Consider the following 24,429-nt stretch of genomic DNA (forward strand, 5'->3'; position numbering starts at 1 on the left):
ATTTTACTAAAAATGAGGCAAAATTAATGTTAAAAAAATCTATTTTATCACTATCTGTAGCAATCGGTCTATTTTTTACTGCTTGTTCAAAGAACGACAATGATGCAAACGCACTATTATCTACAAACGAATTTGTTTTAAAAGAGATATCTGGGAAAGAATATGTAGTAACAAAACTGGACAATGGCTTTGCATTAAAAGATCAAAAAGAGAAAATAGTTATTTTAGATATCTTTGCAACTTGGTGTCCACCATGTCAAGCTGAAGCTTCTCATCTTACTAAACTTCAAGAAAAATATAAAGACAATTTAACTGTAATAGGTATCTCTGTTGAAGATGATATCAACTCTACAAAACTTCAAAAGTTTAGAACTGAGTATAATGCACAATATCCTCTTGCTGGCTCAAGCGAAAACCGTCGTATTATCAATGCTGTTGCAACTACTTTAAATATAGGCAGAAATTTCGGAATTCCACTTATGGCTATGTATAAAAACGGCAAGTTAGTGAACTATTATCAAGGTGCTACTGAAGAGGAATTCATTGAAAGCGATATTCAAAGAGCTTTAGGAAAATAGATGTTCGGTTTTATAAAAAAATCTCTTAACAAAACTGCAGAGGCTATCAAGTCTGTTGCACCAAAAAAGAAAATCACCTTTACCAAAGATGAGATTGAAGATATTCTACTTGAGGCTGATGTTGAATACGAACTTGTAGAGATCATTATAAATGAAATCTACCAAGAGAAAGTTACTCGTGAGATCTTACGTTCAAAACTTTTAGCAACCCTTGCTTATACAACTTATAAAGAGCCTGAATTTACACCTCCGTTTGTAGAACTGATTGTAGGTGTGAATGGTGCAGGAAAAACGACAACAATCTCAAAACTAGCTCAGCGTTATAAAAATGATGGGAAAAAAGTTATACTTGGTGCGGGAGACACTTTCCGTGCAGCTGCGATTGAGCAACTTACACTCTGGGCAAAAAGACTTGATATTCCTATTATCTCTTCACAACAGGGGCACGATCCTTCTGCCGTTGCATACGATACAATTGATTCCGCGAAGTCTAAAGGTTTTGATAATGTAATTATCGATACTGCTGGAAGACTCCATACTCAAACAAATCTTGCAAATGAGTTGAAAAAAATCAATAGAATTTGTGACAAAGCACATAGCGGTGCTCCTCACAGAACTGTTTTAATTATTGATGGTACACAAGGCAACTCGGCTATTTCTCAGGCCAAAGCATTTAATGAGATGATCGGTGTAGACGGTATTATTATTACAAAGCTTGACGGGACTGCAAAAGGAGGAAGTATTTTCTCAATTGCATACGCTCTTGAACTTCCTATTTTATATGTAGGGACAGGTGAACAACCGGATGATCTCACACCGTTTGACAAATATGAATTTGTTGACGGTCTGCTTGATGCAATTTTTGTTGAAGAGGAAGAAGCGTAAAGCTTTAACCTCTTTCATATGACAAATTGTCATATTTCTCTCCTCTTTGATCTTTTTTTTATAAAATAACAACAATTTTAATTCAAGGCTCGATCTATCATGGCAAAAGCAAAAACATTATTTGAATGTCAACATTGCGGTATGACAACACCAAAGTGGATGGGAAAATGTACCAACTGTGGAGCTTGGGACTCTCTTGTTGAACTGAATCAACAACAACAAGAGTTTGTAAAACAGACTAAATCTACAGGTGCTAAAAGTGCTAAAGCTATCAGCATTAATGATGTTGTTGAAGATGAAATCACACGTTTTAGTTCACTTGATATGGAACTGGATAATGTTTTAGGGGGCGGAATAGTACCAGGGAGTTTAACACTTATCGGGGGAAGTCCCGGTGTCGGAAAATCTACCTTACTTTTAAAAGTTGCTTCAAATATCGCTTCAACTGGTAAAAATGTTCTTTATGTCTCAGGCGAAGAATCTGCCTCGCAGATCAAAATACGTGCCAATAGACTAAATTCAAACCATGACAGTCTTTATCTGCTCAGTGAAATCAGACTGGAACAGATCCTTGTTGAACTGCAAGAAAGAAAATACGACTTTTTAATTATAGATTCTATCCAAACCATCTATTCGGAAAATATTGTCTCAGCTCCCGGAAGTGTGACACAAGTAAGACAAATCACTTTTGAATTAATGCGTATTGCGAAAGAGCAAGACTTAGCTACTTTTATAATCGGACATATTACAAAAGAGGGTTCCATTGCAGGGCCAAGAGTACTGGAACATATGGTTGATACTGTTCTTTATTTTGAGGGTGATTCTTCTCAGGAACTCAGAATTTTAAGAGGCTTTAAAAACCGTTTCGGTGCTACAAGCGAGATCGGTGTTTTTGAAATGAAAAACGAAGGGCTCTTTAGTGCTACAGATATCGCTTCTCGCTTTTTTAACCGCAATTCAAACCAAGCAGGCTCTGCACTTACCGTTATTATGGAGGGAAGCCGCCCTATTATTTTAGAGGTACAGGCCCTTGTATCTGAGTCCCATACGCCAAACTCCAAACGACAAGCTACCGGTTTTGACAATAACCGCTTAAATATGCTTTTGGCACTTTTGGAGAGAAAACTAGAAATTCCACTCTCAGGGTATGATGTATTTATCAACATTACCGGCGGTATCAAGATTACTGAGACAGCAGCAGATTTGGCAGTACTAGCTGCCATTATCAGCAGTTTTAGAGATCGTGCAATATCAAAAGAAACTATATTCATAGGAGAAGTTTCTCTTGTAGGTGACGTCCGTGAGGTATATGCATTAGACAGCAGACTAAAAGAAGCTAAAATGCAAAATATCACCAAAGCACTTGTTTCAAAAAAACCGCTTGAAAAAACACCTATTAAAACGTACATTGTTGATGAAGTAACTAAATTACTCCAATGGTATTGATTTAAACAATAAGAAAGTAAAGATTCTGCATAATATAGCTCATAATTTTAAACTAATTTTTTAAGGTAGATAAATATGATTGATGCAGAAGTAAGAAGTGAAGAAAGATTTACAAGATTAACTTTGGCCTATGAGTCTGAAGAAGAGAGACAAAAAGTTACGGAATGTGTAAATCAGTTTACTACTAAACATGATTTCAAACCTGAGATGTACACGACAAAAGTTGCGAATGGAAAAGAGGTAATGGTTATAGAATACCATGACGACATCTGCCGTGAATCAGGTGCTATATTTGAAGACATTCTTTGTTCTTTAAATATTAAGAAGTGTAATGCTCACTAAGTAAGGAGACAACCTTATGAATTTAAAACAATATGCTGAAGGAAATAAGCTTTTTAGAACATATTTTAAAAAAAACAAAGAATCTTTATTAGAACTGGTTAAAGGGCAAAAACCAAAAGCTCTTTTTATAGGTTGTTCTGATTCAAGAGTAATTCCTGATTTAATGTTACAAACAAACCCAGGTGATCTCTTCGTAATTAGAAATGTAGGTAACTTTGTACCTCCATATAAACCTGATGATGATTTTCATGCTACGGCATCGGGAATTGAATATGCCGTAAGTGTTTTACAAGTACAAGAGATAATTATCTGTGGACATACACATTGTGGAGCTTGTAGATGTCTTTATGAACCAATTAGTGATGATTCTTTAATCCATACTAGAAAATGGCTTGAACTTGGTGAAAGTGCAAAAACATCTGCAATTTTGAGTTTAGGTGCCGATAAACCTCTTGAAGATCTGCTTCGTCTGACTGAGAAACTCTCAGTTATCAAACAGATTGAAAACATCTTGACATATCCAAATGTTAAGAAAAGATTTGAAGACGGTGATTTACATATTCACGGTTGGTGTTACGATATTGAAACAGGTATTATTGAATATTTTAATGCGGATACATATGAGTTCTTGCCTTTAAACGAACTCACATCACATTAAAATTTTATTTTTTTTTAGAAAATTCGATATACTAACGACAACAAGATTAATTCAAGGACGAAAGATGGCTGAAGAAGAAGTAAAAGAGGAAGAATCTGGTTCACAAGGAAAGAAATCCAACTTATTGATGATTATCATCATCATAGTTTTAGTTCTTATTATTATTTTAGGTGCTGTAGCATTTTTATTTATAGGTGATGATGAACCTACTGTATCATCAACTCCTATGCAACAAGAAAAAACTAAAAAAGTAACTAAGAAAAGTTCCGGTTATAATTTAGAGGACGATACAAGAGCATTAAATGAAATAGGTATTTTATATCCTCTTGATACTTTTACAGTTAATCTGAAAAGTGACTCTGGAAGAAGATTTCTTAAAACGACTATTTCTTTAGAACTTGAAGGTGAAGAATTAAGTTTGGAACTAGATGCAAAATCAGCTGTATTAAGAGATAGAATTATTAGAATTTTATCTTCAAAAACACTTGAAGAGGTCTCTTCTAAAAAAGGGAAAAACAAGCTGTCTATGCAAATTATGGATACTTTAAACTCTATGATTACAGACGGTAGAATCAAAGGGATTTACTTTACTGAATTTGTAATTCAATAATTTCTTCAAAGTACATGTCCTTTTCTGAGGACACGTACTTTAATTCACAATAATATCCACTCAAAAAATCAGTATAAGGATATTGATGCAAAAGCTTCTCTTATTTTCTTACGCATTACTGGGATACTTACTTTCTCTTATTACCTTATCATTTTTAATTTTATGGGTTTATCCGTGGAGTTATTTCCCTCATCATATTGATACACCAATTATTTCACTTCAAATCAATCCTTTTGTTATAGACATAGCACTTCTTCTACTCTTTGCCCTACAACATTCCGTAATGGCGAGAAGATCATTTAAAGAAAAATTCTTTTCTACGTATTCATCAGCTTTTAGAAGTGCCACTTACTGTATAGCTTCTGCACTAAGTTTAGCTTTACTGGAACTATTTTGGCAACCAATAGAGGGAAGTGTATGGAATTTTGACAACGGTATACTCTTTTGGATATTGACTATCTTATATGTCGTTGGATGGATTTTTGCCTTTATATCCACTTTTATGATTGACCATTTTGAACTTTTCGGTTTGCACCAAGGCTACAGAGTCTTAAAAAATATACCAGAGCCAAAACCAAGTTTTCAGATCAGGTATTTTTATAAATATGTAAGACACCCAGTTCAACTTGGTACCCTTGTAGGGCTTAGTGCTACGCCCCAGATGAGTTATGGGCACTTGTTATTGAGCGTGGGAATGATTATTTATGTACTTATTGGTCTAGCTTTTGAAGAGCGTGATCTTGTTAATACTTTTAAAAAAGAGTATCAAAGTTATCAGAAAAAGACACCTATGCTATTGCCCTTTTTTAAAAGATCACGATAAAATACTTAAATACAAAAGAGAAGAATAGTAATGATTGGTATAGATATAATTAAAACAGATCGTATGCAAAGTATGATCGAAAAATTTGGTAATAAAGCATTAGAGAAATTTTTACACCAAGAAGAGATTGAACTTGTCAAAAACTACACAACTGCGGCAGGTTTTTGGGCTACAAAAGAAGCTGTTTCAAAAGCTTTGGGTGTTGGGATAGGAGCGGATTGTTCTTTTTTTGATATCAAGATTTATAAAAGTGAAAAAGGAGCTCCAAAGCTCGCTTTTTCAAAAAAACTTGCAGAGAAGTTTCAAATTATTGAGGCTTCACTTTCAATTACGCATGACGGAGAGTATGCAATAGCCGTTGTTGATTTAAAAAACTCAACCCCCACCGACAAAATCAAGCAATTCTAATTTATCACCGTCATTTAATCTGCATTTGTCCCATGCATCTTGTTTTACTATTTCCATATTGACGGCAGCTGCCATAACTTTATCTTCTAAAGAGAGTTCTTTTAGTACCTCTAATAGAGTAATTTCAGCCGGGAATTCTTTTTCAGTACCGTTAATTACTAATTTCATTAAATACTCGCATAATTTTTTGGAAATTGTATCAAGCTAAATTGAAATTTTTATCAAATATCAAAACTATTTTACAGTTTTGATATATGTTGTGCTAAAGCTTTGAGTTCATCTTCACTATAAGCAGACACTTGAGACTTCATAATCCCTTTCATTGCACCACCGTATGTACCGTCTTTATAACCATGTAAAGCAGTAAGTACTTTGTCTACACTCCAGCCTTTGATAATTTGAGACTTTCCAAGAGCAGACTTTTCAGCATTTTGACCGTGACATGCTACACATTTTACAAAAAGTGCTCCACCGTCAATAGTTTTTTCTACAACTTTGACAGGTTCAGGTGCTTTTACTGGTGCCGGCTTTTCTACTGTAACAGTTTTTACCTCTTCAACTACTTTTTTTACTTCTTCAACAGCTGCTTTTTCTTCTACTACTGGTGTTTCAACTATTTTAGTCTCTTCAACTTCTACTTTTTCTACAGTTTCAGGAGCTTTTGTTTCTTCAACTTTAACTGTTTCGCTTTCTACATTCTCTACAGCTTTCTTCTCTTCTGTATTATTGCCGCAAGCTACTAAAAACATTGCCAAAACTGCTGATAAAACAATCTTCATCTCTTATCCTTTTTTATATTTAATAACGTTCATTATACATATTTTTAAATGTATCAAACTTTAACTCACTTCTAAAAACATATTTTATTCCATGAACTACGAGCCATATATACACTAAAGGCAAAATAATAGACTGAAGAACAAATATAGTAATCAAAACCACAATGTTGTTAAAAGCCTGATTCGTACTTTTTGCCAATGATGCTATCTGTTGAGAGATATTAAGACTTTCAATAGATTTGTCGTAACGTTTTTTAAGCTCAGAAAAAAAACTGCCTTGTTGCTGTTGCACATCTATATTACGTGCTTGTTGAAATTCTTCAAGATTTGTTTTTGTTTCTTCAACTACCTGCAAAGATTGTTCATACTCATTTTGTAAAATAGCCGTATATGTGATTTGGGAAATCCCTACAAAAGCTATAGCACCGAAACGGAGTAATACTAGTAATGCGAACACCTTTAAACTGTATGAAAAAAACAAATTATGATGAAGTTTCCTATACCAAATCATTGCAAGTGCAATAATGCCACTTAAAGAGAGCAGTACTTGTAAGAGAGTTTTTCCACTTAATATTAATAAAAACTTTTGAATCCCCAAAGATATAGTTGCAAGCAGCATTACCCAAGAAAATCTCTCTACCATATCATTTAGAGGATCTAATATTTCACCTACACTGAGTGTTATTCCAAGCCCAGCAGGTGTTAATGAGAGCTCAGTACCCTGTATCAACGATATAACTGCATTTAAACTCTTTGCTATGCCAAAAGCGATCATGGCACGTTGAAACGCTTCGTTTTGCAACTCCAGAGCTTGTGCATCTATCTCAATCGCCATACTGAAAAACAATAGACAAACGATCATTACCGATAGCAATATTTTCATACAAATCCTTAACACTATGTAAATAATATTTAGATATAATTCCAACATGAATTTTGAACCATATCCATTTGAAAAACTTAACGATTTACTACAAAACATTATACCCAATGCTGCTTATGAACCTTCTGTACTGACAATAGGTGAACCACAGTTTGATACACCTAAATTTATTCAAGAAAGTTTGGCTAATAACGCATATCTTTTAAAAAAATACCCTAAAACAAGCGGTGAAGATATTTTAAGAGATGCTATTCGCGGTTTTATAAAAACACGCTTTAATGTAGAAGTTCAAGATAGTGAAATCATCCCTACTTTTGGAACAAGGGAAGTACTATTTAACTTTCCTCAATTTTTACTGTTTGATAAACCAGAGAGTGTAATGGCATATACTAACCCTTTTTATCAAATTTATGAAGGGGCTGCAATTGCTACGAAGTCAAAAGTTATTCATCTGAATTTAACTGAAGCAAATAACTTCAAACCTGAAATCGATGAAGAGCAACTCAGCAGCTGTGATCTTGTGATTTTAAATTTTCCGAATAATCCTACAAGTTCTATGTTAACTGCTGAGGAGATGGCAGAATGGGTAAAACTTGCACTAAAGCATAACTTTGTTCTTATGAACGATGAATGTTACAGTGAAATCTATACGGATCAAAAAATTCCTTCATTACTAGAAGCTTCTATCTTAGCGGGTAATGAATCATTTAAAAATATACTGGTAATCAATTCCATTTCAAAACGCTCATCTGCACCGGGTCTAAGAAGCGGATTTATTGCGGGGGATCAAGAGATCTTAAAAGAATATATGAAGTACCGTACATACATTGGTTGTGCATCTCCTCTTCCTCTGCAAGCTGCCGCAGCAGATGCCTGGAATGATGAAGCCCATGTTGCAGCTTCGAGAGAGATCTATAAAAACAATTTTAAAATTGCAAAAGAGATACTCGGAACTGAGATCCCAGAAGCTACATTTTATATTTGGCTAAAAGTTGGTGATGCACTGGAGTTTACTAAAAAACTCTACGAAAAGTACAACGTAAAAGTATTACCTGGTGAATATTTGGCACGTGATGACTTTAAAGGTGAAAATCCGGGTATCGGCTATGTAAGAATTGCCTTGGTTGAAGATGAAGCAAAAACGAGAGATGCACTGGGCAGAATTAAGGAATGTATGAGTGAGTAACGAATTAAAAGAAAAAATTTTAAAAGCACAACAAGAGGGTGATATCGCTTCACTTTATGTTCTAGAGCAAAATGCACATGAACACTTAAGTGATGAAGAGATTGAAGGTTTTTATGCAAATATCTTAGACTTGGCTCTTGAAAAATTAACAGAAACTCTGGAAGCTCATAGACAAATGGATATAAGTGAAGTACAAGATTTCGCTACACTTCGTGCTTTATATGAATATGCTATTGAACATTACCATGCAGGACAGAATAAGGATGCTTCAGCACTTTTTGAAGTACTAAGCGGTCTGAGTAACGATGCTAAATTTTCAAAAGCGATGAAGATGCATCAAATTGCAGCAGATGAGAATATTGACATCGATAACTTTTTAGATAAAATTGCCGATATTGAATTAACTCAGCAGTATGGAACTTTTTATATCAGCGAGTTTCAAAAAGAGGCACAAAAGTTGCTGGATAATGCCTAAAAGTCGGGAGAGATAACTAAATGAAGATACATTTTATAGGTATAGGCGGTATCGGAATCTCCGGTCTAGCACAATATATGCACTATAAAGGGCATGAGATTAGCGGTTCAGATATCAAAGATACTGTAATCACTAAAAAACTTCGTGAAATGGGAATCAAAGTAAGTGTACCCCATTCTGCAGATGCAATTGACGATCAAGATTTAGTTATCCACTCTGCTATTATTCGTCCTGACAATCCTGAAGTTATTGCAGCCAAGGAAAAAGGGATCGAAGTATTAGCTCGCCGTGAAGCACTTCTTAAAATTTTAAATGACAAAAAAGTCTATTCTGTTGCGGGTGCGCACGGAAAAAGTACGACTACGGCAATACTCACTTCAATTATGGAAGGTTCTGCTATCATAGGTGCGGAATCAAAAGCATTCGGTTCGAACGTTCGTTACGATGCAACAAATGATCTTATGATTTTTGAAGCGGATGAAAGTGACGGCAGTTTTATCAATTCAAACCCATATTGTTCTATCGTGATCAATGCAGAACCTGAGCATATGGAGTATTATGACTATAACTACGACAGATTTTACGATTCATATAAACGTTTTATCCAATTAGCTCCACATAAAGTTTTAAACGGTGAAGACCCTTTCTTGAGCACACTTAAAGATGAATTTAGTGATGCGACATGGCTCTACCCGACTACAGATATTACGAATATCGAATTCGTACTTATAAATGATGAACCACATACAAGCTTTACTCTAAAAGATCTCGGAAACTTTGATGTTTGGGGCTTTGGAAAACACATTGCAATCGATGCTTCGTTAGCAATTTTAGCTGCACATGAATCTATGGATATTGAAGAGATCAGAAAAAATCTTCTTAATTTCAAGGGGATTAAAAAACGTTTTGACATCGTTGGGAAAGAAAACAATAGCGTTATTATTGACGATTACGGTCATCACCCGACAGAGATCAAAGCTACATTCCAATCGGTTAAAGAGTACGCTCAACTTAAAGGCTTTAACAAGATCACTGCAATCTGGCAACCACACAAATATTCTCGAACAATTGACAACTTAGAGGAATTCATTAAATGTTTTGAAGGTGCTCAGGAGCTTATCATTCTTCCGGTATGGGCAGCGGGTGAAACTCCGCGTGATATTGACTTTGCCGAAAAGTTCAAGCAGTATAATTTAACATTGGCAGATAAAATTCAAAGAGCAAATAACCAAATTACTCTTTTAAAAGATCAACAAGAGTTAAGAACACTTGATAACGGTCTTATTATCGGTTTCGGTGCCGGTGACATCACATATCAAATAAGAGGGATTGCATAAAGTGGCATATATACTCGGTCTTGTCGTTGTAGGGTTACTTTTTTTAGCCCTGCACTATTTTACTGAACTAACAAAATCGCAAAAGATGATTGTAGCTGCAATCTTCGGTATTTTCATTTTAGGTGCCGTGATGTACAATAACTATGCAGCAAATGAGCAAGAAAAAGTACTTGGCATTGTAAAACAATACAAACAAGGTAAAACTCTCAAATGCAAAGGTATTGACGTAAATGCTTCAACATTTGATCTTAGCGGTACCAATACTTTTATTGGTAAGAAAAATACTCCTCACTATTCGGAGATCATCAGAGCTGCAGAGTGCAAATAGACAAACTTATTTCGCAGCTTGATCTTCAAGCTCATATAGAACAATTCCAAAGCTTTTTTGCCCGTGAAGATAATCTTTACATCGAAGGCGATCAAGAGCTCCATTACCGTTACATCAAAGCACTCGATAAGATTGAATTTAATGCCCCACCGAAAGTAAATGACTTTTTTGCTCTTAAGAACCATCTGAATAAACACGGTGTACTCACTTTTGAACAGATCTTCGAAATTGTCAAAGTTGTCCGTTATTTCCGCTACTTTAAAAACAAAAATCTTGAATGCCTCATCGGTGAATGGGTGAGTAAAATAGAAGTGCCCGAGAAATTTTTGGAAGTTGAAAAGTATTTTGACACGCAAGGTCACTTTGAAGAGAATCTTGATGAGACACTTTTTGGACTAAGCCAGAGAATTAAAGAGCATAAAAATGAGATTAGCTCTTCACTCAAACATCTGATGGGCAGCTCAAAACTAGCCGGTTATCTTGTAGATACACAAATTCACTTTATAAACAACGAAGAGTGTTTACTCGTTCGTGGGGGTTTCAATCATGTCCTCAAAGGTGCAGTTGTAGGACGTAGTACGGGTGGTTTTTTCTATGTAGCACCAGATAGCATTTTAAAGTCAAAAGAGAAGATTAGATACATTGAACAAGAGCGTCAAGCAATTTTCTATAATTATGCAAAAGAGTTCTCTAAAACACTTGAGGAACTTCTGCCGTTTATCAATTTTGTAGACAAAGAGTTTAGCAAATTTGACAACTATCAGGCTCGTGTACTCTTTGCTAGAAGCAAAGACCTGGCAATTATTAAAAGTAAAAATCATAAAAACATTATTTTAAAAGATTTTATCCACCCTGCCTTGCATCAGGCAAAGCCTATTAATGTCAATTTTGAAAAAAACATTTTAATGATCACGGGTGTAAATGCCGGTGGTAAAACAATGCTGTTAAAATCTATCTTGGCATCTGCATTTATGGCAAAATATATCATTCCAATGAAAGTGAATGAACACAAAAGTGACATCGGAAACTTTAAAGATATAGAGTCAATTATAGACGATCCTCAAAACGTGAAAAATGACATCTCTACATTTGCCGGACGTATGCAGCAGTTCTCACAAATTTTTCTAAAGAAACAGGCACTTTTAGGTGTGGATGAGATAGAACTTGGAACGGACAGTGACGAAGCTGCTGCTCTATTTAAAGTTATTTTAGATGATCTTATTAACCGTGGACAAAAAGTAGTTATTACAACCCATCACAAACGTCTAGCAGCTTTAATGGCCGATCGTGATGATGTGGAACTACTCGCTGCTATTTACGATGAGGATCAGCGCCGCCCTACTTATGAGTTTATGCAGGGGATTATCGGTAAGAGTTATGCCTTTGAAACGGCAAGCCGCTACGGCATAGCTCATCGCCTGGTTGATGAAGCAAAAAAAGTGTACGGGGATAACTCTGAGAAGCTCTCTTTACTGATTGAGCGCGGTTCTGAGCTTGAGCGTGAACTCAAACAAAAACATAAAAAAGTTGATGAGAAACTTGAAGAACTAGAAAAAAAAGAGAAAGCACTCAAAGATCAAAGAGAGGCTCTTTTTAAAGAGCTTGAACTTGAGAAAACAAAACTCAAAGATTCATACAAAGAGGCAATTAATGAAGCCAAACGAGCGGCACGCGGCGGGGATATAAAAGATATCCACCGTGCTATGAATAAAGCCAACAAAAAATTGCCTAAAGAAGAAAAAGCAGAGATTAAACGTGATTACGACTTTAAAGTGGGTGACGAGGTAAAATACCACTCCCAAAGCGGTGTAATCGTATCAATGAAAGGCAAATCAGATGCTACAATTGATGTAAACGGTATGAAAGTAAGGGTAAAAACAAAACATCTTACTCCGACAAAAATCGTTAAAGCAAAACCTAAGACCGATGTTCGTCTGAGTGTTGAGAAAAAAGCAGGTCTTAAATGCGATCTTCACGGAATGCGTGCAGATGAAGCGTGTGAAGTTCTAGACAAGTTTATAAACGATGCTCTTATCAATGGCTGGGATGAAGTGCTTGTATATCACGGTATTGGTACAGGAAAACTTTCTCACGCTGTAAAAGAGTTTTTAAAAGTACATCCTAAAGTGAAAAAATTTGAGGATGCTCCGGCACATATGGGTGGTTTTGGAGCAAAAGTAGTCACACTTTAGATGAAAAAGATTGCAATTATCGGAGCAGGTGCATCGGGACTTTTTTGTGCCATAGAGTGTGCAAAAAACTCCATTGCAGTTGATCTTTATGAACAAAATATAAAACCTGCAAAGAAGATCTTAGTTTCTGGAAACGGGCGTTGTAATATCTCAAACAGCTCACTCTCAACTACAGACTTTTTTTCTCAAAACCCTGACTTTGTCGAATATGCGATCAAAAATTTCGGTTTTACAGAGTTTGAAAAATATGTCAATTCCCTTGGACTTTTACTCAATACCTTAGAAGACGGTCGTGCATATCCCCTGAGCAATGAAGCAAAATCGGTCGCAAACACTTTTATCCAAACTGCTCAAAACCTGGGTGTTAATATCATCACAGAGAATAAAATTAATTCTATTATAAAACTCGGTAAAAAATATGATGCGATTGTAATAGCTACAGGTAGCGAAGCGGCTTCACATCTCGGAGGCTGTGATGACGGCTACAAGTTTGCACAAGAGCTGGGACACAACATTATTACAACTTATCCATCTTTAGTACAACTCGAACTTAATGCTCCGATCGTAAAAAAGATGCAAGGAGCTAAAGTTGATGGAGAAGTCACACTCTATATAAACGGTGTTAAAGAGAACACGATTGCCGGTGATATTCTCTTTACAAACTACGGAGTTTCAGGTTTTGCCGTCTTAGATATCTCTCAAATGGCGAGTGAAGCACTTCGGGACTATCAAGCAGTTGATATAGGGGTTAATTTACTTCCAAACTTTCCTGCTCAAAAACTTGCAAACCATATACTCAAGGTCGCCCAAAGCAATGGAACACTCACACTCTTTGACATTTTACTAGGCTTGCTCCCTACAAAAATAGTTAACGGTTTATTAGAATCCTTCGACTTAGATCCAAAGACAACGCAAATAGATACAAAACTCAGTAAAAAAATTGCAAACGGTATTGTAAACTGGAAATTTGAAGTGAGTGATACACACGGTTTTCGCCATGCGGAAGTAAGCGGTGGAGGTGTCGATACGACTGAAATCGATCCAAAAACTTTTACTTCCAAAAAGAATCCAAAATTTTACTTTATAGGTGAAGTTTTAGATGTAGTGGGTCGCCGCGGCGGATTCAATTTTGCCTTTGCATGGAGCAGTGCTTACTTTGCAGCACAGAATATTATAAAAAATAGGCTATAATTACCTAAAATACTCAAAGGATAGATATGTCAACGCCTCTTATTATTGCTATTGTTGCGGGAATTATTTTAGTTCTTATGTACAACTCTCTTGTTTCAAAGAAAAACCAAGTTGAAAATATTTTTGCAAGTATCGATACACAACTAAAAAAGCGTTACGATCTTATACCAAATCTTGTTGCTTCTGTCAGTAAATATATGGAGCATGAAAAGTCACTGCTTGAAGAGGTAACAAAACTCCGTTCTGAAGCAAACAAACCAAATATTTCTGATCATGATAAAATCCAATTAGATGCGAAGATTACCTCAGCACTTGGCTCAATCATGGTGGCAGTAGAGAATTATCCGGATTTAAAAGCCAATGAAAACGTTATGCATCTGCAACGTACGCTCAATGAAGTTGAAGAGCAGATCTCTGCAGCCCGCCGTGCATACAATCAAGCAGTAACGGATTATAATAATGCAATCGAGATGATTCCTACAAACTTTATGGCATCGTTAATGAATTACGTGCGTAAAGAGGTGTTTGAGATTCCTGATACACAAAGACAAAACGTCAATGTAAAAGAGTTGTTTAATTCATAAATATGAAAACTATCAGCGAACTGACAGATTTTTACTATAAAACACTTTATCCAATACTTCAAGAGCTCGAAGAAGCTCGCAAGCATCTTAAAAGCAGAGTAGTTACAGTTGGAATTACCTACACAATTATCTTTGCTTTGCTTTTTTTTAGCTTTTTTCAATACATGGATATCGATTTCATAGTTTTTGCAATTGTAGCCTATGTTGCTCTTGGTGGGTTTATCTACAAATTTATGATCTCTACGTATAGAGATGAGTTTAAAACAAAAATCATGAAACCTTTGATTTTAGAGATAGACAACACATTTCGATATATTCCAAATATGCATATAGATGTAGAGTTTTTTAAGCGTTCCCAACTTTTTCCAAGCCCTGATAGATTTTCGGGCAATGATCTTGTAAAAGGGAAAATAGACGGTGTTGATCTGAAGTTTTCAGATCTCCATGCCGAAAAAGAGTATAAAGATTCTAAAGGAAGACGATCCTATTCTACGATTTTTAAAGGTTTGTTTATCGTCAGTGACTTTCATAAAAACTTTCAAGGTCACACCGTAGTACTTCCAGATATCGCACAAAATACATTCGGAGATATGATCGGTTCTTTTTTACAGTCGAACAACTTTACTAGACGCGGAGAACTGATTAAAATGGATTCTCCTGAATTTGAAAAAGAGTTTGTTGTATATGGAAGTGACCAGATAGAAGCAAGATATATTTTAACCCACTCGTTAATGGAAAAAATTCTCCATTACAAAAAACACTCAGGTCATCCTGTATATGTTTCATTTAAAGGACAAAATATCTATATGGCGATAGAATATAATAAAGATTTGTTTGAACCTTCGGTATTTCGTTCACTTTTGGAGTATAAAATAGCAATGGAGTATATTAAAACTCTCCACCTCTCTATCGGTATCGTAGAAGAGTTAAAACTAAATCAAAAACTTTGGAGCAAACATGGATAACGAAACACAAATACTTAAACTCAGTATCAAAGACCTCTTCACAACTAAAATGATTAAATACTCTGTTGTCCCTTTTGTTCTTAGTATGCTTATATTATATATTCTGTTTTTTATTCTAGCAGGAATCGGCCTTGATCATATGGATGCAACAATGCATGTAGAATCAAACCAGACTACAATTCAAAACGGTATCCCTCATACAGACAGCTTTTCTACTACGCTTCAGAACACGGCTATTATCAAGTTTTTAATGAGCAGTGCCATCACATCATGGATCGCATCATTTTTAGTTTATACTATCGGTTCACTTCTCATGCTGTACTTTTCTATTTTTGTTGCTCTTTTAGTGATTGGACTACTTACTCATATTATTCTCAAAGAGCTACAAAGGAGACATTATCAAGATGTAGAGATGATTGGATATTCCAACTTTTTTGCAGGAATTTTACACGCTTTAAAATGGTTTGTAATAATGATTATACTCTTTATCGTATGTATCCCTTTATACTTTATTCCTGTACTCAACATTATTGCATTTAACTTTCCACTCTATTACTTCTTTCATAAAATGCTTAACTACGATGTATCTTCTAGTATATGTACAAAACAGGAGTTTTATAGAATAAAAGTTTTTCATGGAAGTACTATACGCTTAAAAACATTGGTGTTATATCTTATATCACTTATTCCGTTTGTGATATTTTTTGCAACTGTATTTTACGTAATCTATTTAGGGCACAGCTACTTTTTAGAGGTTAGAAAAATAAGAACTTTGCCACAAGGTTAATCCTCTTCGAGATCCTTCTCATTTTTTTTCATAATCTCTCGGTATCCTTCATCTTTAGGTACCAATCCTGCCTCATAGACAAACTGTGAAGGTGGGAAATTTTGTTTTTTAATCTTGTCGTATTTTGCATAACTAAGATATAAAATATCTTTTGCACGAGTAACAGCCACGTAGAACAACCGTCTCTCTTCATCCAAAGAGCCTCCACGCTGCATGAGCTTTCTGTTTGGAAAACGTCCATCCATCAAATCAACTACGTAAACCTCTTTATACTCCAATCCTTTTGATGCATGCACGCTTAAAAGATTGACACCTTCGCCTTGAGAGAGATCTGAAGAGCCGAGAATCATCGCATTTAAAAAACGATCATGTTCATTGTAAGGGTGTGAGAGCTCTTGTAAAAGCTTCATTTTTCTCTCAATCCTTACAAGTGCTTCTGTTTTTTGTTTCTCATCTATATTTCCGTCTTTAAGTGTCGCTCTTTTTGTTGCAAGGACATCGGCAATATATTTGAAAAAGTCTGAATCTGCTATTTTTCTCACAATCGTTTTTGGCTGTTTAATCCCTTTTAAATCACGAAACAGTACATAAAAATTATGTAAAAAAGTTGCCGATTCCTTGGTAAGTTTAGGGTGTTTAAGAACAGGATTTTTCATAAATTTAGCTTCAAATCCAAGCTTTGCGTATTTCCCGACAGCACCTAACTCTAAAAAGTCATCAAAGAGCCCTAATTGGTGGTTTAGCTTACGCTTTTCAAAAGGATTGCTCATAGACTCATCCGGTGCGTAGAGTCCGTAAAACATGCTTCCCTGCCCTAAAGTCTTCAGTGCTATGTAGATCTCTTTTGCCATCGCACTTCCAATTCCGCGAGCAAATTCAAAAATATGGATGAAAGACATCATATCCGATTCATTTACAAGCAGAGTATACAGATCAAGGACGGCTTTTACTTCACGAGCATCAAAAAAGCTAGTCCCACCTTTACGCTTACAAGAGATATCCAACTCTCTTAAAGCCACCTCGATACCATCTGCTGAAGAGTTATTTCTAAAAATTACAGCAATATCGGCGTGAGGAGTTTCACTTTTAGAGATCATATCTGCTACACCATGATACTGATCAAACAATTCATCGTATGCTAAAAGTTTAGGGGCTATATTGATATCCGTTCTTGTTACTTCCAGCTTCTTAGGATAGATTCTTTCATTATGCTCAATTACTTTATTTGCCAATGATAAAATAGGTACTGAAGAGCGGTAGTTTTTATTCAGAGTATGCACAACCGCATCAGGATATTTTGTAGTAAAAGAACCGATGATTGTAATGTCTGCACCGTTAAATGCATAGATACTTTGATCATAATCACCTACACAAAATAGTGATGGAGGATTCATCGCATCAATGAGTGTCCCTTGCAGGGCATTTGTATCTTGATACTCATCTACAAGTACCTCTTTGTAACCTAGATGATGACTTTTACACATCTCACGAAAATGTAAAAGAAGATCGTTGAAATTTAAAAAACCGTACTCTTTTTTTAAACGTTCAAACTCATCTACGATATCTGCATAGATCATTGCAAAAAGTTCATGTTCAGGGTAATTGTTTTTTATCCAGCTCTCAAAATCTTGGGAGAGTTCCGTATTTTGATAAAATGAGTACAGATCATACAGATAGTTGCCGCCGTATGCCTGTGCTTCAGCATCTATATGGGAAAATGTACGTTTTTCAAACACCGATCGAAAAAGTGTTTTGAGTTCACGCTGCTGTTTTAATACTACCCTTTTATCTTTCTTTTTTAACCATCTGTAACTTACCGCATGAAAAGTCCCGGCATCGATTTTAGAAGCGACACCGTTACCGAAAAATTCAGCAACACGGCTTACCATTTCAGCAGCAGCTTTATTAGTAAAAGTCAGGAGTAAAATCTCGTTTGGTTGTACACCGTTGTTCAGAAGATACGCAATACGACCTACAATTGTCGAAGTCTTTCCCGTCCCTGCCGAAGCGATAATAAGATTTTTAGAGTGTTGAGATGTTGCAGCTTCATATTGCTGCTCGTTAAGTCTAGATAAAGGCATGAGCGAATTATACCTTGTAACTATTAAAGTGTGCTAATTCTATCAGTACCGACTATGCAGTTTCTTCCCTGCTCTTTTGCGTTATATAAAGCTGTATCTGCATACTTATACATCTTGTCAAAATTTTTAATTTCAAAATCATTGATTATACAAACCCCAAAAGAAGCAGTTAAAACTTTATGCGGATTTTTCGGATGGCTAATTTGTAACCCTTCAATAGCTGCTCTGGCTTTTTCAATAATGTATTTTATTTTCTCAATATCATCTGCTATCAGCAATCCGCAAAACTCTTCACCCCCAAGTCTGAATATATAATCTACTTCGCGCTTAAATACTTCGTTAGTTAAAACTTCTGTTGTCTTTTGTAAAGCAGTATCTCCAGCAACATGCCCAAAAGTGTCGTTGTATTGTTTAAAGTAATCTACATCAAATATATAAAGGGCAAAAAAGCTCTTATTCTTTTTCGCTTTTTCGAACAACCTGTCAAACTGGACATTGAGATATCTTCTGTTATAAACTTGTGTCAAAGGATCCGTAATGGAATATTCTTCCAAAATTTTAATGTAGTCTTTCTCTTTTCTTCTCACAAGTGCCAGTGCTTCATGGGCTTTTTCCAAACTCACTTCAAAAAAGAATACAATAATTGTTATCCCTATACTGGCGACTATGAAACGGGTATAACTTGATTCATTCCACATACCCTCTTGCCAGACACCAAGCCCTTGATATGTTAAATATAAAATAACAATATAAAAAACGAATGTGATCAGTATTCCCCTTTTACTACCGTTTAAAAAAATAGCAAATACTGGGAAAAAAACTGTCCATACCAAAGTGAAATCATTACCTTTTCCGAAATAAACAACAGCAACCATCATCGCAAAAATTGATAATGTTGTTACTATAGAAGTCCGTTCAACATTTAATGTTCTGCGTAAGTTGTAAAAAATCAGCGTTGAAACAAAAAAAGCTATGAGGTCAATAATGAATAAAGTATGATTTTTCTCGATAAAAAGATTGTATAAAGCGAAGGTTAAAAGGATTGTTCCACTAATAATTAATAAAATATTTACTAGTACCACTTTCCTCATCTCTGAGGAGTATTCGTCTAGTGAAACATTTGAACAGAGAAGCTGATTATATAAAAATGAACCATTAAAAAACACGCTTCCTTCTTTTATGTGAAGTAAACTTAATTATAACTCATTTTTTTATACTTTACAAATCTACATAAATACTTTGACCTCCTAAGCAAATCCTCACCTGCATTTGGATATAATCGCGAAATTATTTTAACGATTACATTAAGGCTAAAAGAATGTCAGAAAACAAGTACAATCCTCAAGAAACAGAGAACAAATACTACAAAATCTGGGAAGATCGCGGATACTTTGAGATAGATGGGAACAAAGATATCCAAGAAGAAGGGAAAAACTTTGCGATTATGATGCCACCACCGAATGTTACTGGTCGTCTTCATATCGGTCATGCACTTACGTTTACACTTCAAGATATTATCACTCGTTACAAACGTATGGATGGCTTTAAAACATTATGGCAGCCTGGTACTGACCACGCAGGTATTGCAACACAAAACGTAGTGGAGAAACAACTTTTAGCTGAAGGTACTACAAAAGAGGCAATCGGGCGTGAAGCATTTTTAGAGCGTGCTTGGAAATGGAAAGAAGAATCAGCAGGAATCATGACGACTCAGCTTCGTAAAATGGGTGTATCTCCTGCTTGGAAGCGTGAACGTTTTACTATGGATGACGGTCTTCAAAAATCTGTAAAAGAAGCTTTCGTTCACCTTTACAATAAAGGTCTTATCGTTCGTGGTAACTACATGGTTAACTGGTGTACACACGACGGTGCTCTTTCAGACATCGAAGTTGAATACGAAGATCACGACGGAAAATTTTACCACATCAAATACCCGTTTGCAGACGGCAGCGGATTTGTTGAAGTAGCGACAACTCGTCCTGAGACATATTTCGGGGATACTGCGGTTATGGTTCATCCTGAAGATGAAAGGTATAAAGATCTTATCGGTAAAAAGGTAAAACTTCCACTACTTGATCGTGAAGTTTCTATCATTGCAGATGAGCATGTTGATATGGAATTTGGAACGGGTGTTGTAAAAGTAACACCTGCTCACGATCAAAACGACTACGAAGTTGGAAAACGCCACGATTTAGAGTTTATCACCGTATTTGATGAAAAAGGGATCTTAAACGAATTCGCAGGAGAATTCCAAGGTTTAGAGCGTCTTGAATCTCGTGACGTAATTGTAAAACGTCTTGAAGATGAAGGTTTTATGATCAAAATCGAAGATCATAAACACCAGGTTGGACACTGTTACAGATGTAAAAACGTAGTTGAGCCGTATATTTCTAAACAATGGTTTGTAAGAAAAGAAGTGGCTGATCAGTCAATTGAAAAAACAAATGCAGGTGAAGCAAAATTCTTCCCGCCTCACTGGATCAACTCTTACAACTCTTGGATGGGTGATCTGCGTGACTGGTGTATCTCTCGTCAACTTTGGTGGGGACATCAGATACCGGTATTTTACTGTGATGACTGTGATCACGAATTTGCAAGCCAAGAGGATGCACCTGCAGCTTGTCCAAAATGTGCTAGTAAAAACATCACTCAAGATCCTGACGTTTTAGATACTTGGTTCTCTTCTGCGCTTTGGCCATTTTCAACTCTTGGCTGGGGTAATGGCGATGTTGAAATGGATAAACTTTTCCAATCAGACGACCTAAAAGAATTCTATCCAAACACTCTTTTAATTACTGGTTTTGACATCCTTTTCTTCTGGGTAGCTAGAATGATGATGATGGGTGAAAACTTCATGGGTGAACTACCGTTTAACCACATCTACCTTCACGCTCTTGTTCGTGACGAACACGGTCAAAAAATGTCAAAATCAAAAGGAAACGTTATCGATCCTCTGGATATGGTTAACGAATTTTCTGCCGATATTTTACGTTTTACTCTTGCAATCTCAGCTGCTCAAGGTCGTGACATTAGAATGAGTACGCAAAAGTTAGAGATCAACCGTAACTTTACGAACAAACTCTACAATGCGGCGAAGTTCTTACAAATGAATGTAGACACCTTCCCTGATCTTGGCGGTTTTTGTATGGATACTCCGCTTGGAAAATACATGGTTTCACGCCTTAACCAAGCGACTAAAGAGGTTCGTGCAGCTATGGATGAGTATAAATTCAACGATGCAGCAACAGTTCTTTACAGATTTATCTGGAATGAGTTCTGTGACTGGGGTATCGAGCTTAGCAAAGCCGACAAATCTTCGATTGTAGAACTTGGTGCAATTTTTAAAGAAGCTATGAAACTGTTACATCCGTTCATGCCGTTTATCACTGAGCATCTTTACCACCAACTAAGCGGTACATCTTTAGAAGAATCTGATTCTATTATGATCAAAAAGTATCCGTTCAAGACAAAACAACGTAAAGAGGAAGAGACTTTTGCAATCATTATGGATGCAATCGTATCTATCCGCCGTGCTAAAGTTTTAGTTGATATGGCTAATCAAAAAATTGAAAAAGCCTATGTAAAAGTTGACGGACTGAGTGATGAAGATAAAACTATGATGCTTCCGTTCATCGCTAAGTTAGCAAAAGTTGATACAGTTGAATTTACAGATGCAAAAGTTGAAAACTCTGTAAGCGATATTGCCGATAAATGTGAAACTTTCATTCCTACTGAAAGCATTGATTTAACGCCAATTATCAACAAACTTACAAAACAAGCTGAAAAACTTGACAAAGAGATTACTAAACTCTCAGGTATGTTAAATAATGAACGTTTCGTTGCAAATGCTCCAGAAGATGTTCTAGCAAAAAATCGTGAAGCTCTCGCAGAAGCTGAAGATAAAAAATCAAAAGTTATGGAGCAACTTCAAGCTCTTCAATAGTTCCCAAATTCTACTTGGGAATTATTGTTTTTTTGTGATATAATCTCTAGCATGACTGTAAACTTAAAATCTTTTAAATCTAAAATATTCACTATTGTTTTAATACCTATTATTTCGATAATTTATTTTACATTTTACTATGTCAAACTTTCTAATTCAAATATAAATACTATTACATCTCAAAAAGAAAATATTTTACTTGTTGACAAACTTATAGATGTTGTACATAATTTACAGATAGAACAAGATCTTGCCGTTCACTTTGTAAATTCACAAAAATCACAAAATCTTCAAGAAAACTTTACAACTGCTTATAAAAATAGCGATACATCTATTAAACTTTTAGAGACTTTACGTCACGAAAATAAAGACAGTTATCTTCAAAATCTTCCTGCTTTACGTTTACAGGTTCTCGATCAAAATCTTTCCTTTGATCAAGTCCTTCAGGCATATACACGTATAAACAACAATACAATCAATGTGATAAAATACCTACTTCCAAAAGTAGATGAAAACAGGTATGATGCTCTGTTTTTAATTAACTTAGAACTTTTAAAAGAAAGTGCAGGACTTGAAAGAGCATGTATCTATAATGACTTACTGACTCCAAACTCTGATTTAAAATGTAAAAATACGCTCTTATATTTACAGCAAGATCAAAAAAACAGAATTGACGATTTGTCACTATATTCAAACGGATTGTCAGAAAGCAGCTATAAAAAATATGTCGATAAACAAAATATTGAAGAACTAGATAGGTTTCGAAAACTTTATAAGCAACATAAACTCAAAAAAGAAGATGCGATTTATTGGTATGAAGTTTCTACAAATAACATCAACACTTATAATAAAGTTTCCAAAGATATACTCAATAAATTTATTATTAACTTAGATGATAACTATCGTGAGACCATGCATAATTTAAACATTGCTATGATTCTATGGATCGTATCAATCATCTCTGGAGTTTATTTTATTTTCCTTATCAATAAACTTTTTAAAGAGCATGAAAAACATGCTGATGATTTAGAACTCTCTTCCCGTACACTCGATTCATATGAAGGTATCGTTATAACAGACAAAGATACTCATATCATTAAAGTCAATAAAGGATTTGAAAGAATCACAGGTTATAGTGCCGAAGATGCTATAGGCAAAAAAACATCTATCTTGAAATCTGGAAATAATCCTAAATCTTTATACAAAGCAATGTGGGGTAGTGTAAATTCTACAGGTTCATGGACTGGTGAGGTAATCAATAAAAGAAAAGATGGGAAATTATATTCTCAAAGACTTTCTATCTCTGCATTTCGTGATAAAGAGGGAAATGTAAAGAACTACATTGGACATCTTTTTGATATTACAGAATTAAGAAAAGCACAGCAAGAAGCTGTTTATCAAGCAAGTCATGACGCTTTAACTAAATTGATAAATAGAACACATCTACTTACACGAATGCGTGAAGAGCTTAATCGTTCAAAACGCCACGGTTTTAAAAATGCATTCCTGTTTATAGATTTAGACAACTTTAAAAATGTTAATGATAGTTTCGGCCATCATGTTGGAGACAAACTGCTTATACATGTAGCTGAGGCTCTTAAAAGCTCTGTACGTGAATGTGATATAGTAGCTAGACTGAGTGGAGATGAGTTTGCCGTAGTTCTTCTTGATATTGACAGCAGCTATAAAAAACTTGAAGATGTAATTGAGTTTGTGGCCTATAAAATTTTAAATCAACTTAACCATGAGATAATTATTGACTCCAATAAAGTTAAGGTAGGTTCTAGTATAGGTGTTCGTGTTTTTCCTAAAGATCATCTTGATGAAGAAGACCAAATCATCAAAGATGCCGACAGTGCTATGTATAAAGCAAAAAATGGTGGTAAAAACCGTTTTGTCGTATATCAAGGATAAATTTCGTTATAATTTCATACTTTATTTTACGTAG

At 35.3% G+C, this 24,429-nt stretch carries 24 protein-coding genes; 19 read left to right on the top strand and 5 right to left on the bottom strand.

Features of this window, described 5'->3' with window-relative positions; all coding sequences use genetic code 11:
* The first annotated feature begins 26 nt into the window (after positions 1-26).
* From P6N22_RS04035 to acpS, 8 genes are all read left to right on the top strand, one after another.
* Positions 27-578, top strand: a complete 552-nt coding sequence (locus tag P6N22_RS04035; protein ID WP_280330393.1) for a TlpA disulfide reductase family protein — start codon at positions 27-29, stop codon at positions 576-578.
* Positions 579-1,463, top strand: coding sequence for a signal recognition particle-docking protein FtsY (gene ftsY / locus P6N22_RS04040; protein WP_280330395.1), 885 nt, complete (start codon positions 579-581; stop codon positions 1,461-1,463).
* Between the two features lie 99 nt (positions 1,464-1,562).
* Positions 1,563-2,909 (top strand): DNA repair protein RadA, encoded by a 1,347-nt coding sequence (gene radA, locus P6N22_RS04045; RefSeq protein ID WP_280330397.1) that lies wholly within the window; start codon positions 1,563-1,565, stop codon positions 2,907-2,909.
* Between the two features lie 75 nt (positions 2,910-2,984).
* Positions 2,985-3,251, top strand: coding sequence for a hypothetical protein (locus tag P6N22_RS04050; RefSeq protein ID WP_280330399.1), 267 nt, complete (start codon positions 2,985-2,987; stop codon positions 3,249-3,251).
* Between the two features lie 16 nt (positions 3,252-3,267).
* Positions 3,268-3,909 (top strand): carbonic anhydrase, encoded by a 642-nt coding sequence (locus tag P6N22_RS04055; RefSeq protein ID WP_280330401.1) that lies wholly within the window; start codon positions 3,268-3,270, stop codon positions 3,907-3,909.
* Positions 3,910-3,973: 64 nt separating this feature from the next.
* Complete coding sequence (gene fliL, locus P6N22_RS04060) at positions 3,974-4,519, top strand: flagellar basal body-associated protein FliL (RefSeq protein WP_280330402.1); 546 nt, start codon at positions 3,974-3,976, stop codon at positions 4,517-4,519.
* Positions 4,520-4,604: 85 nt separating this feature from the next.
* On the top strand, positions 4,605-5,342 hold the full coding sequence (locus P6N22_RS04065) for an NnrU family protein (protein ID WP_280330404.1): 738 nt from the start codon (positions 4,605-4,607) through the stop codon (positions 5,340-5,342).
* Positions 5,343-5,372: 30 nt separating this feature from the next.
* Positions 5,373-5,750, top strand: a complete 378-nt coding sequence (acpS, locus tag P6N22_RS04070) for a holo-ACP synthase (protein ID WP_280330406.1) — start codon at positions 5,373-5,375, stop codon at positions 5,748-5,750.
* Here the strand turns inward: acpS and thiS are convergent.
* The 3 genes from thiS to P6N22_RS04085 form a co-directional block, all read right to left on the bottom strand.
* Positions 5,718-5,918, bottom strand: a complete 201-nt coding sequence (gene thiS / locus P6N22_RS04075; RefSeq protein WP_280330408.1) for a sulfur carrier protein ThiS — start codon at positions 5,916-5,918, stop codon at positions 5,718-5,720. The two genes, acpS and thiS, sit on opposite strands and share 33 nt — an antisense overlap.
* A gap of 71 nt (positions 5,919-5,989) precedes the next feature.
* On the bottom strand, positions 5,990-6,529 hold the full coding sequence (locus P6N22_RS04080; RefSeq protein ID WP_280330410.1) for a c-type cytochrome: 540 nt from the start codon (positions 6,527-6,529) through the stop codon (positions 5,990-5,992).
* Positions 6,530-6,548: 19 nt separating this feature from the next.
* A complete protein-coding gene (locus tag P6N22_RS04085) occupies positions 6,549-7,412 on the bottom strand; it encodes a hypothetical protein (RefSeq protein ID WP_280330411.1) in 864 nt (287 codons plus the stop codon).
* Between the two features lie 46 nt (positions 7,413-7,458).
* Here P6N22_RS04085 and P6N22_RS04090 point away from each other — a divergent pair, with 46 nt between their 5' ends.
* From P6N22_RS04090 to P6N22_RS04130, 9 genes are read left to right on the top strand one after another with little or no spacing between them, the layout of a single operon-like run.
* Positions 7,459-8,598, top strand: a complete 1,140-nt coding sequence (locus P6N22_RS04090) for a succinyldiaminopimelate transaminase (RefSeq protein ID WP_280330413.1) — start codon at positions 7,459-7,461, stop codon at positions 8,596-8,598.
* On the top strand, positions 8,591-9,073 hold the full coding sequence (locus tag P6N22_RS04095; RefSeq protein WP_280330415.1) for a hypothetical protein: 483 nt from the start codon (positions 8,591-8,593) through the stop codon (positions 9,071-9,073). Before P6N22_RS04090 ends, P6N22_RS04095 begins: the two co-directional genes overlap by 8 nt.
* Before the next feature lie 20 nt (positions 9,074-9,093).
* Positions 9,094-10,410, top strand: a complete 1,317-nt coding sequence (murC, locus tag P6N22_RS04100; RefSeq protein ID WP_280330416.1) for a UDP-N-acetylmuramate--L-alanine ligase — start codon at positions 9,094-9,096, stop codon at positions 10,408-10,410.
* 1 nt (position 10,411) lies between these two features.
* Positions 10,412-10,738 (top strand): hypothetical protein, encoded by a 327-nt coding sequence (locus tag P6N22_RS04105; RefSeq protein ID WP_280330418.1) that lies wholly within the window; start codon positions 10,412-10,414, stop codon positions 10,736-10,738.
* Positions 10,735-12,930, top strand: coding sequence for an endonuclease MutS2 (locus tag P6N22_RS04110; RefSeq protein ID WP_280330489.1), 2,196 nt, complete (start codon positions 10,735-10,737; stop codon positions 12,928-12,930). The genes P6N22_RS04105 and P6N22_RS04110 overlap by 4 nt, the downstream gene beginning before the upstream one ends.
* The gene (locus P6N22_RS04115; RefSeq protein ID WP_280330420.1) at positions 12,931-14,121 is read left to right on the top strand and encodes an NAD(P)/FAD-dependent oxidoreductase; all 1,191 of its coding nucleotides are present in this window, start codon (positions 12,931-12,933) and stop codon (positions 14,119-14,121) included. It begins immediately after the preceding gene.
* Between the two features lie 26 nt (positions 14,122-14,147).
* Complete coding sequence (locus P6N22_RS04120; RefSeq protein ID WP_280330422.1) at positions 14,148-14,705, top strand: LemA family protein; 558 nt, start codon at positions 14,148-14,150, stop codon at positions 14,703-14,705.
* A gap of 2 nt (positions 14,706-14,707) precedes the next feature.
* Complete coding sequence (locus P6N22_RS04125; RefSeq protein WP_280330424.1) at positions 14,708-15,670, top strand: DUF3137 domain-containing protein; 963 nt, start codon at positions 14,708-14,710, stop codon at positions 15,668-15,670.
* On the top strand, positions 15,663-16,457 hold the full coding sequence (locus tag P6N22_RS04130; RefSeq protein WP_280330426.1) for an EI24 domain-containing protein: 795 nt from the start codon (positions 15,663-15,665) through the stop codon (positions 16,455-16,457). Before P6N22_RS04125 ends, P6N22_RS04130 begins: the two co-directional genes overlap by 8 nt.
* Here the strand turns inward: P6N22_RS04130 and P6N22_RS04135 are convergent.
* Together P6N22_RS04135 and P6N22_RS04140 are read right to left on the bottom strand one after the other, a co-directional pair.
* Positions 16,454-18,538, bottom strand: coding sequence for an ATP-dependent helicase (locus P6N22_RS04135; protein ID WP_280330428.1), 2,085 nt, complete (start codon positions 18,536-18,538; stop codon positions 16,454-16,456). The two genes, P6N22_RS04130 and P6N22_RS04135, sit on opposite strands and share 4 nt — an antisense overlap.
* A 23-nt stretch (positions 18,539-18,561) precedes the next feature.
* Positions 18,562-19,704, bottom strand: coding sequence for a diguanylate cyclase (locus P6N22_RS04140; RefSeq protein ID WP_280330430.1), 1,143 nt, complete (start codon positions 19,702-19,704; stop codon positions 18,562-18,564).
* Positions 19,705-19,856: 152 nt separating this feature from the next.
* Between P6N22_RS04140 and P6N22_RS04145 the strand changes: the two genes are divergently transcribed.
* The gene (locus P6N22_RS04145; protein ID WP_280330431.1) at positions 19,857-22,481 is read left to right on the top strand and encodes a valine--tRNA ligase; all 2,625 of its coding nucleotides are present in this window, start codon (positions 19,857-19,859) and stop codon (positions 22,479-22,481) included.
* A 51-nt stretch (positions 22,482-22,532) separates the two neighbouring features.
* Positions 22,533-24,395: a diguanylate cyclase gene (locus P6N22_RS04150; protein WP_280330433.1), complete on the top strand. Its 1,863-nt coding sequence runs from the start codon at positions 22,533-22,535 to the stop codon at positions 24,393-24,395.
* The last annotated feature ends 34 nt before the right edge of the window (positions 24,396-24,429 follow it).

It is taken from the genome of Sulfurimonas sp. C5 (assembly GCF_029872055.1).
GTDB lineage: Bacteria > Campylobacterota > Campylobacteria > Campylobacterales > Sulfurimonadaceae > Sulfurimonas.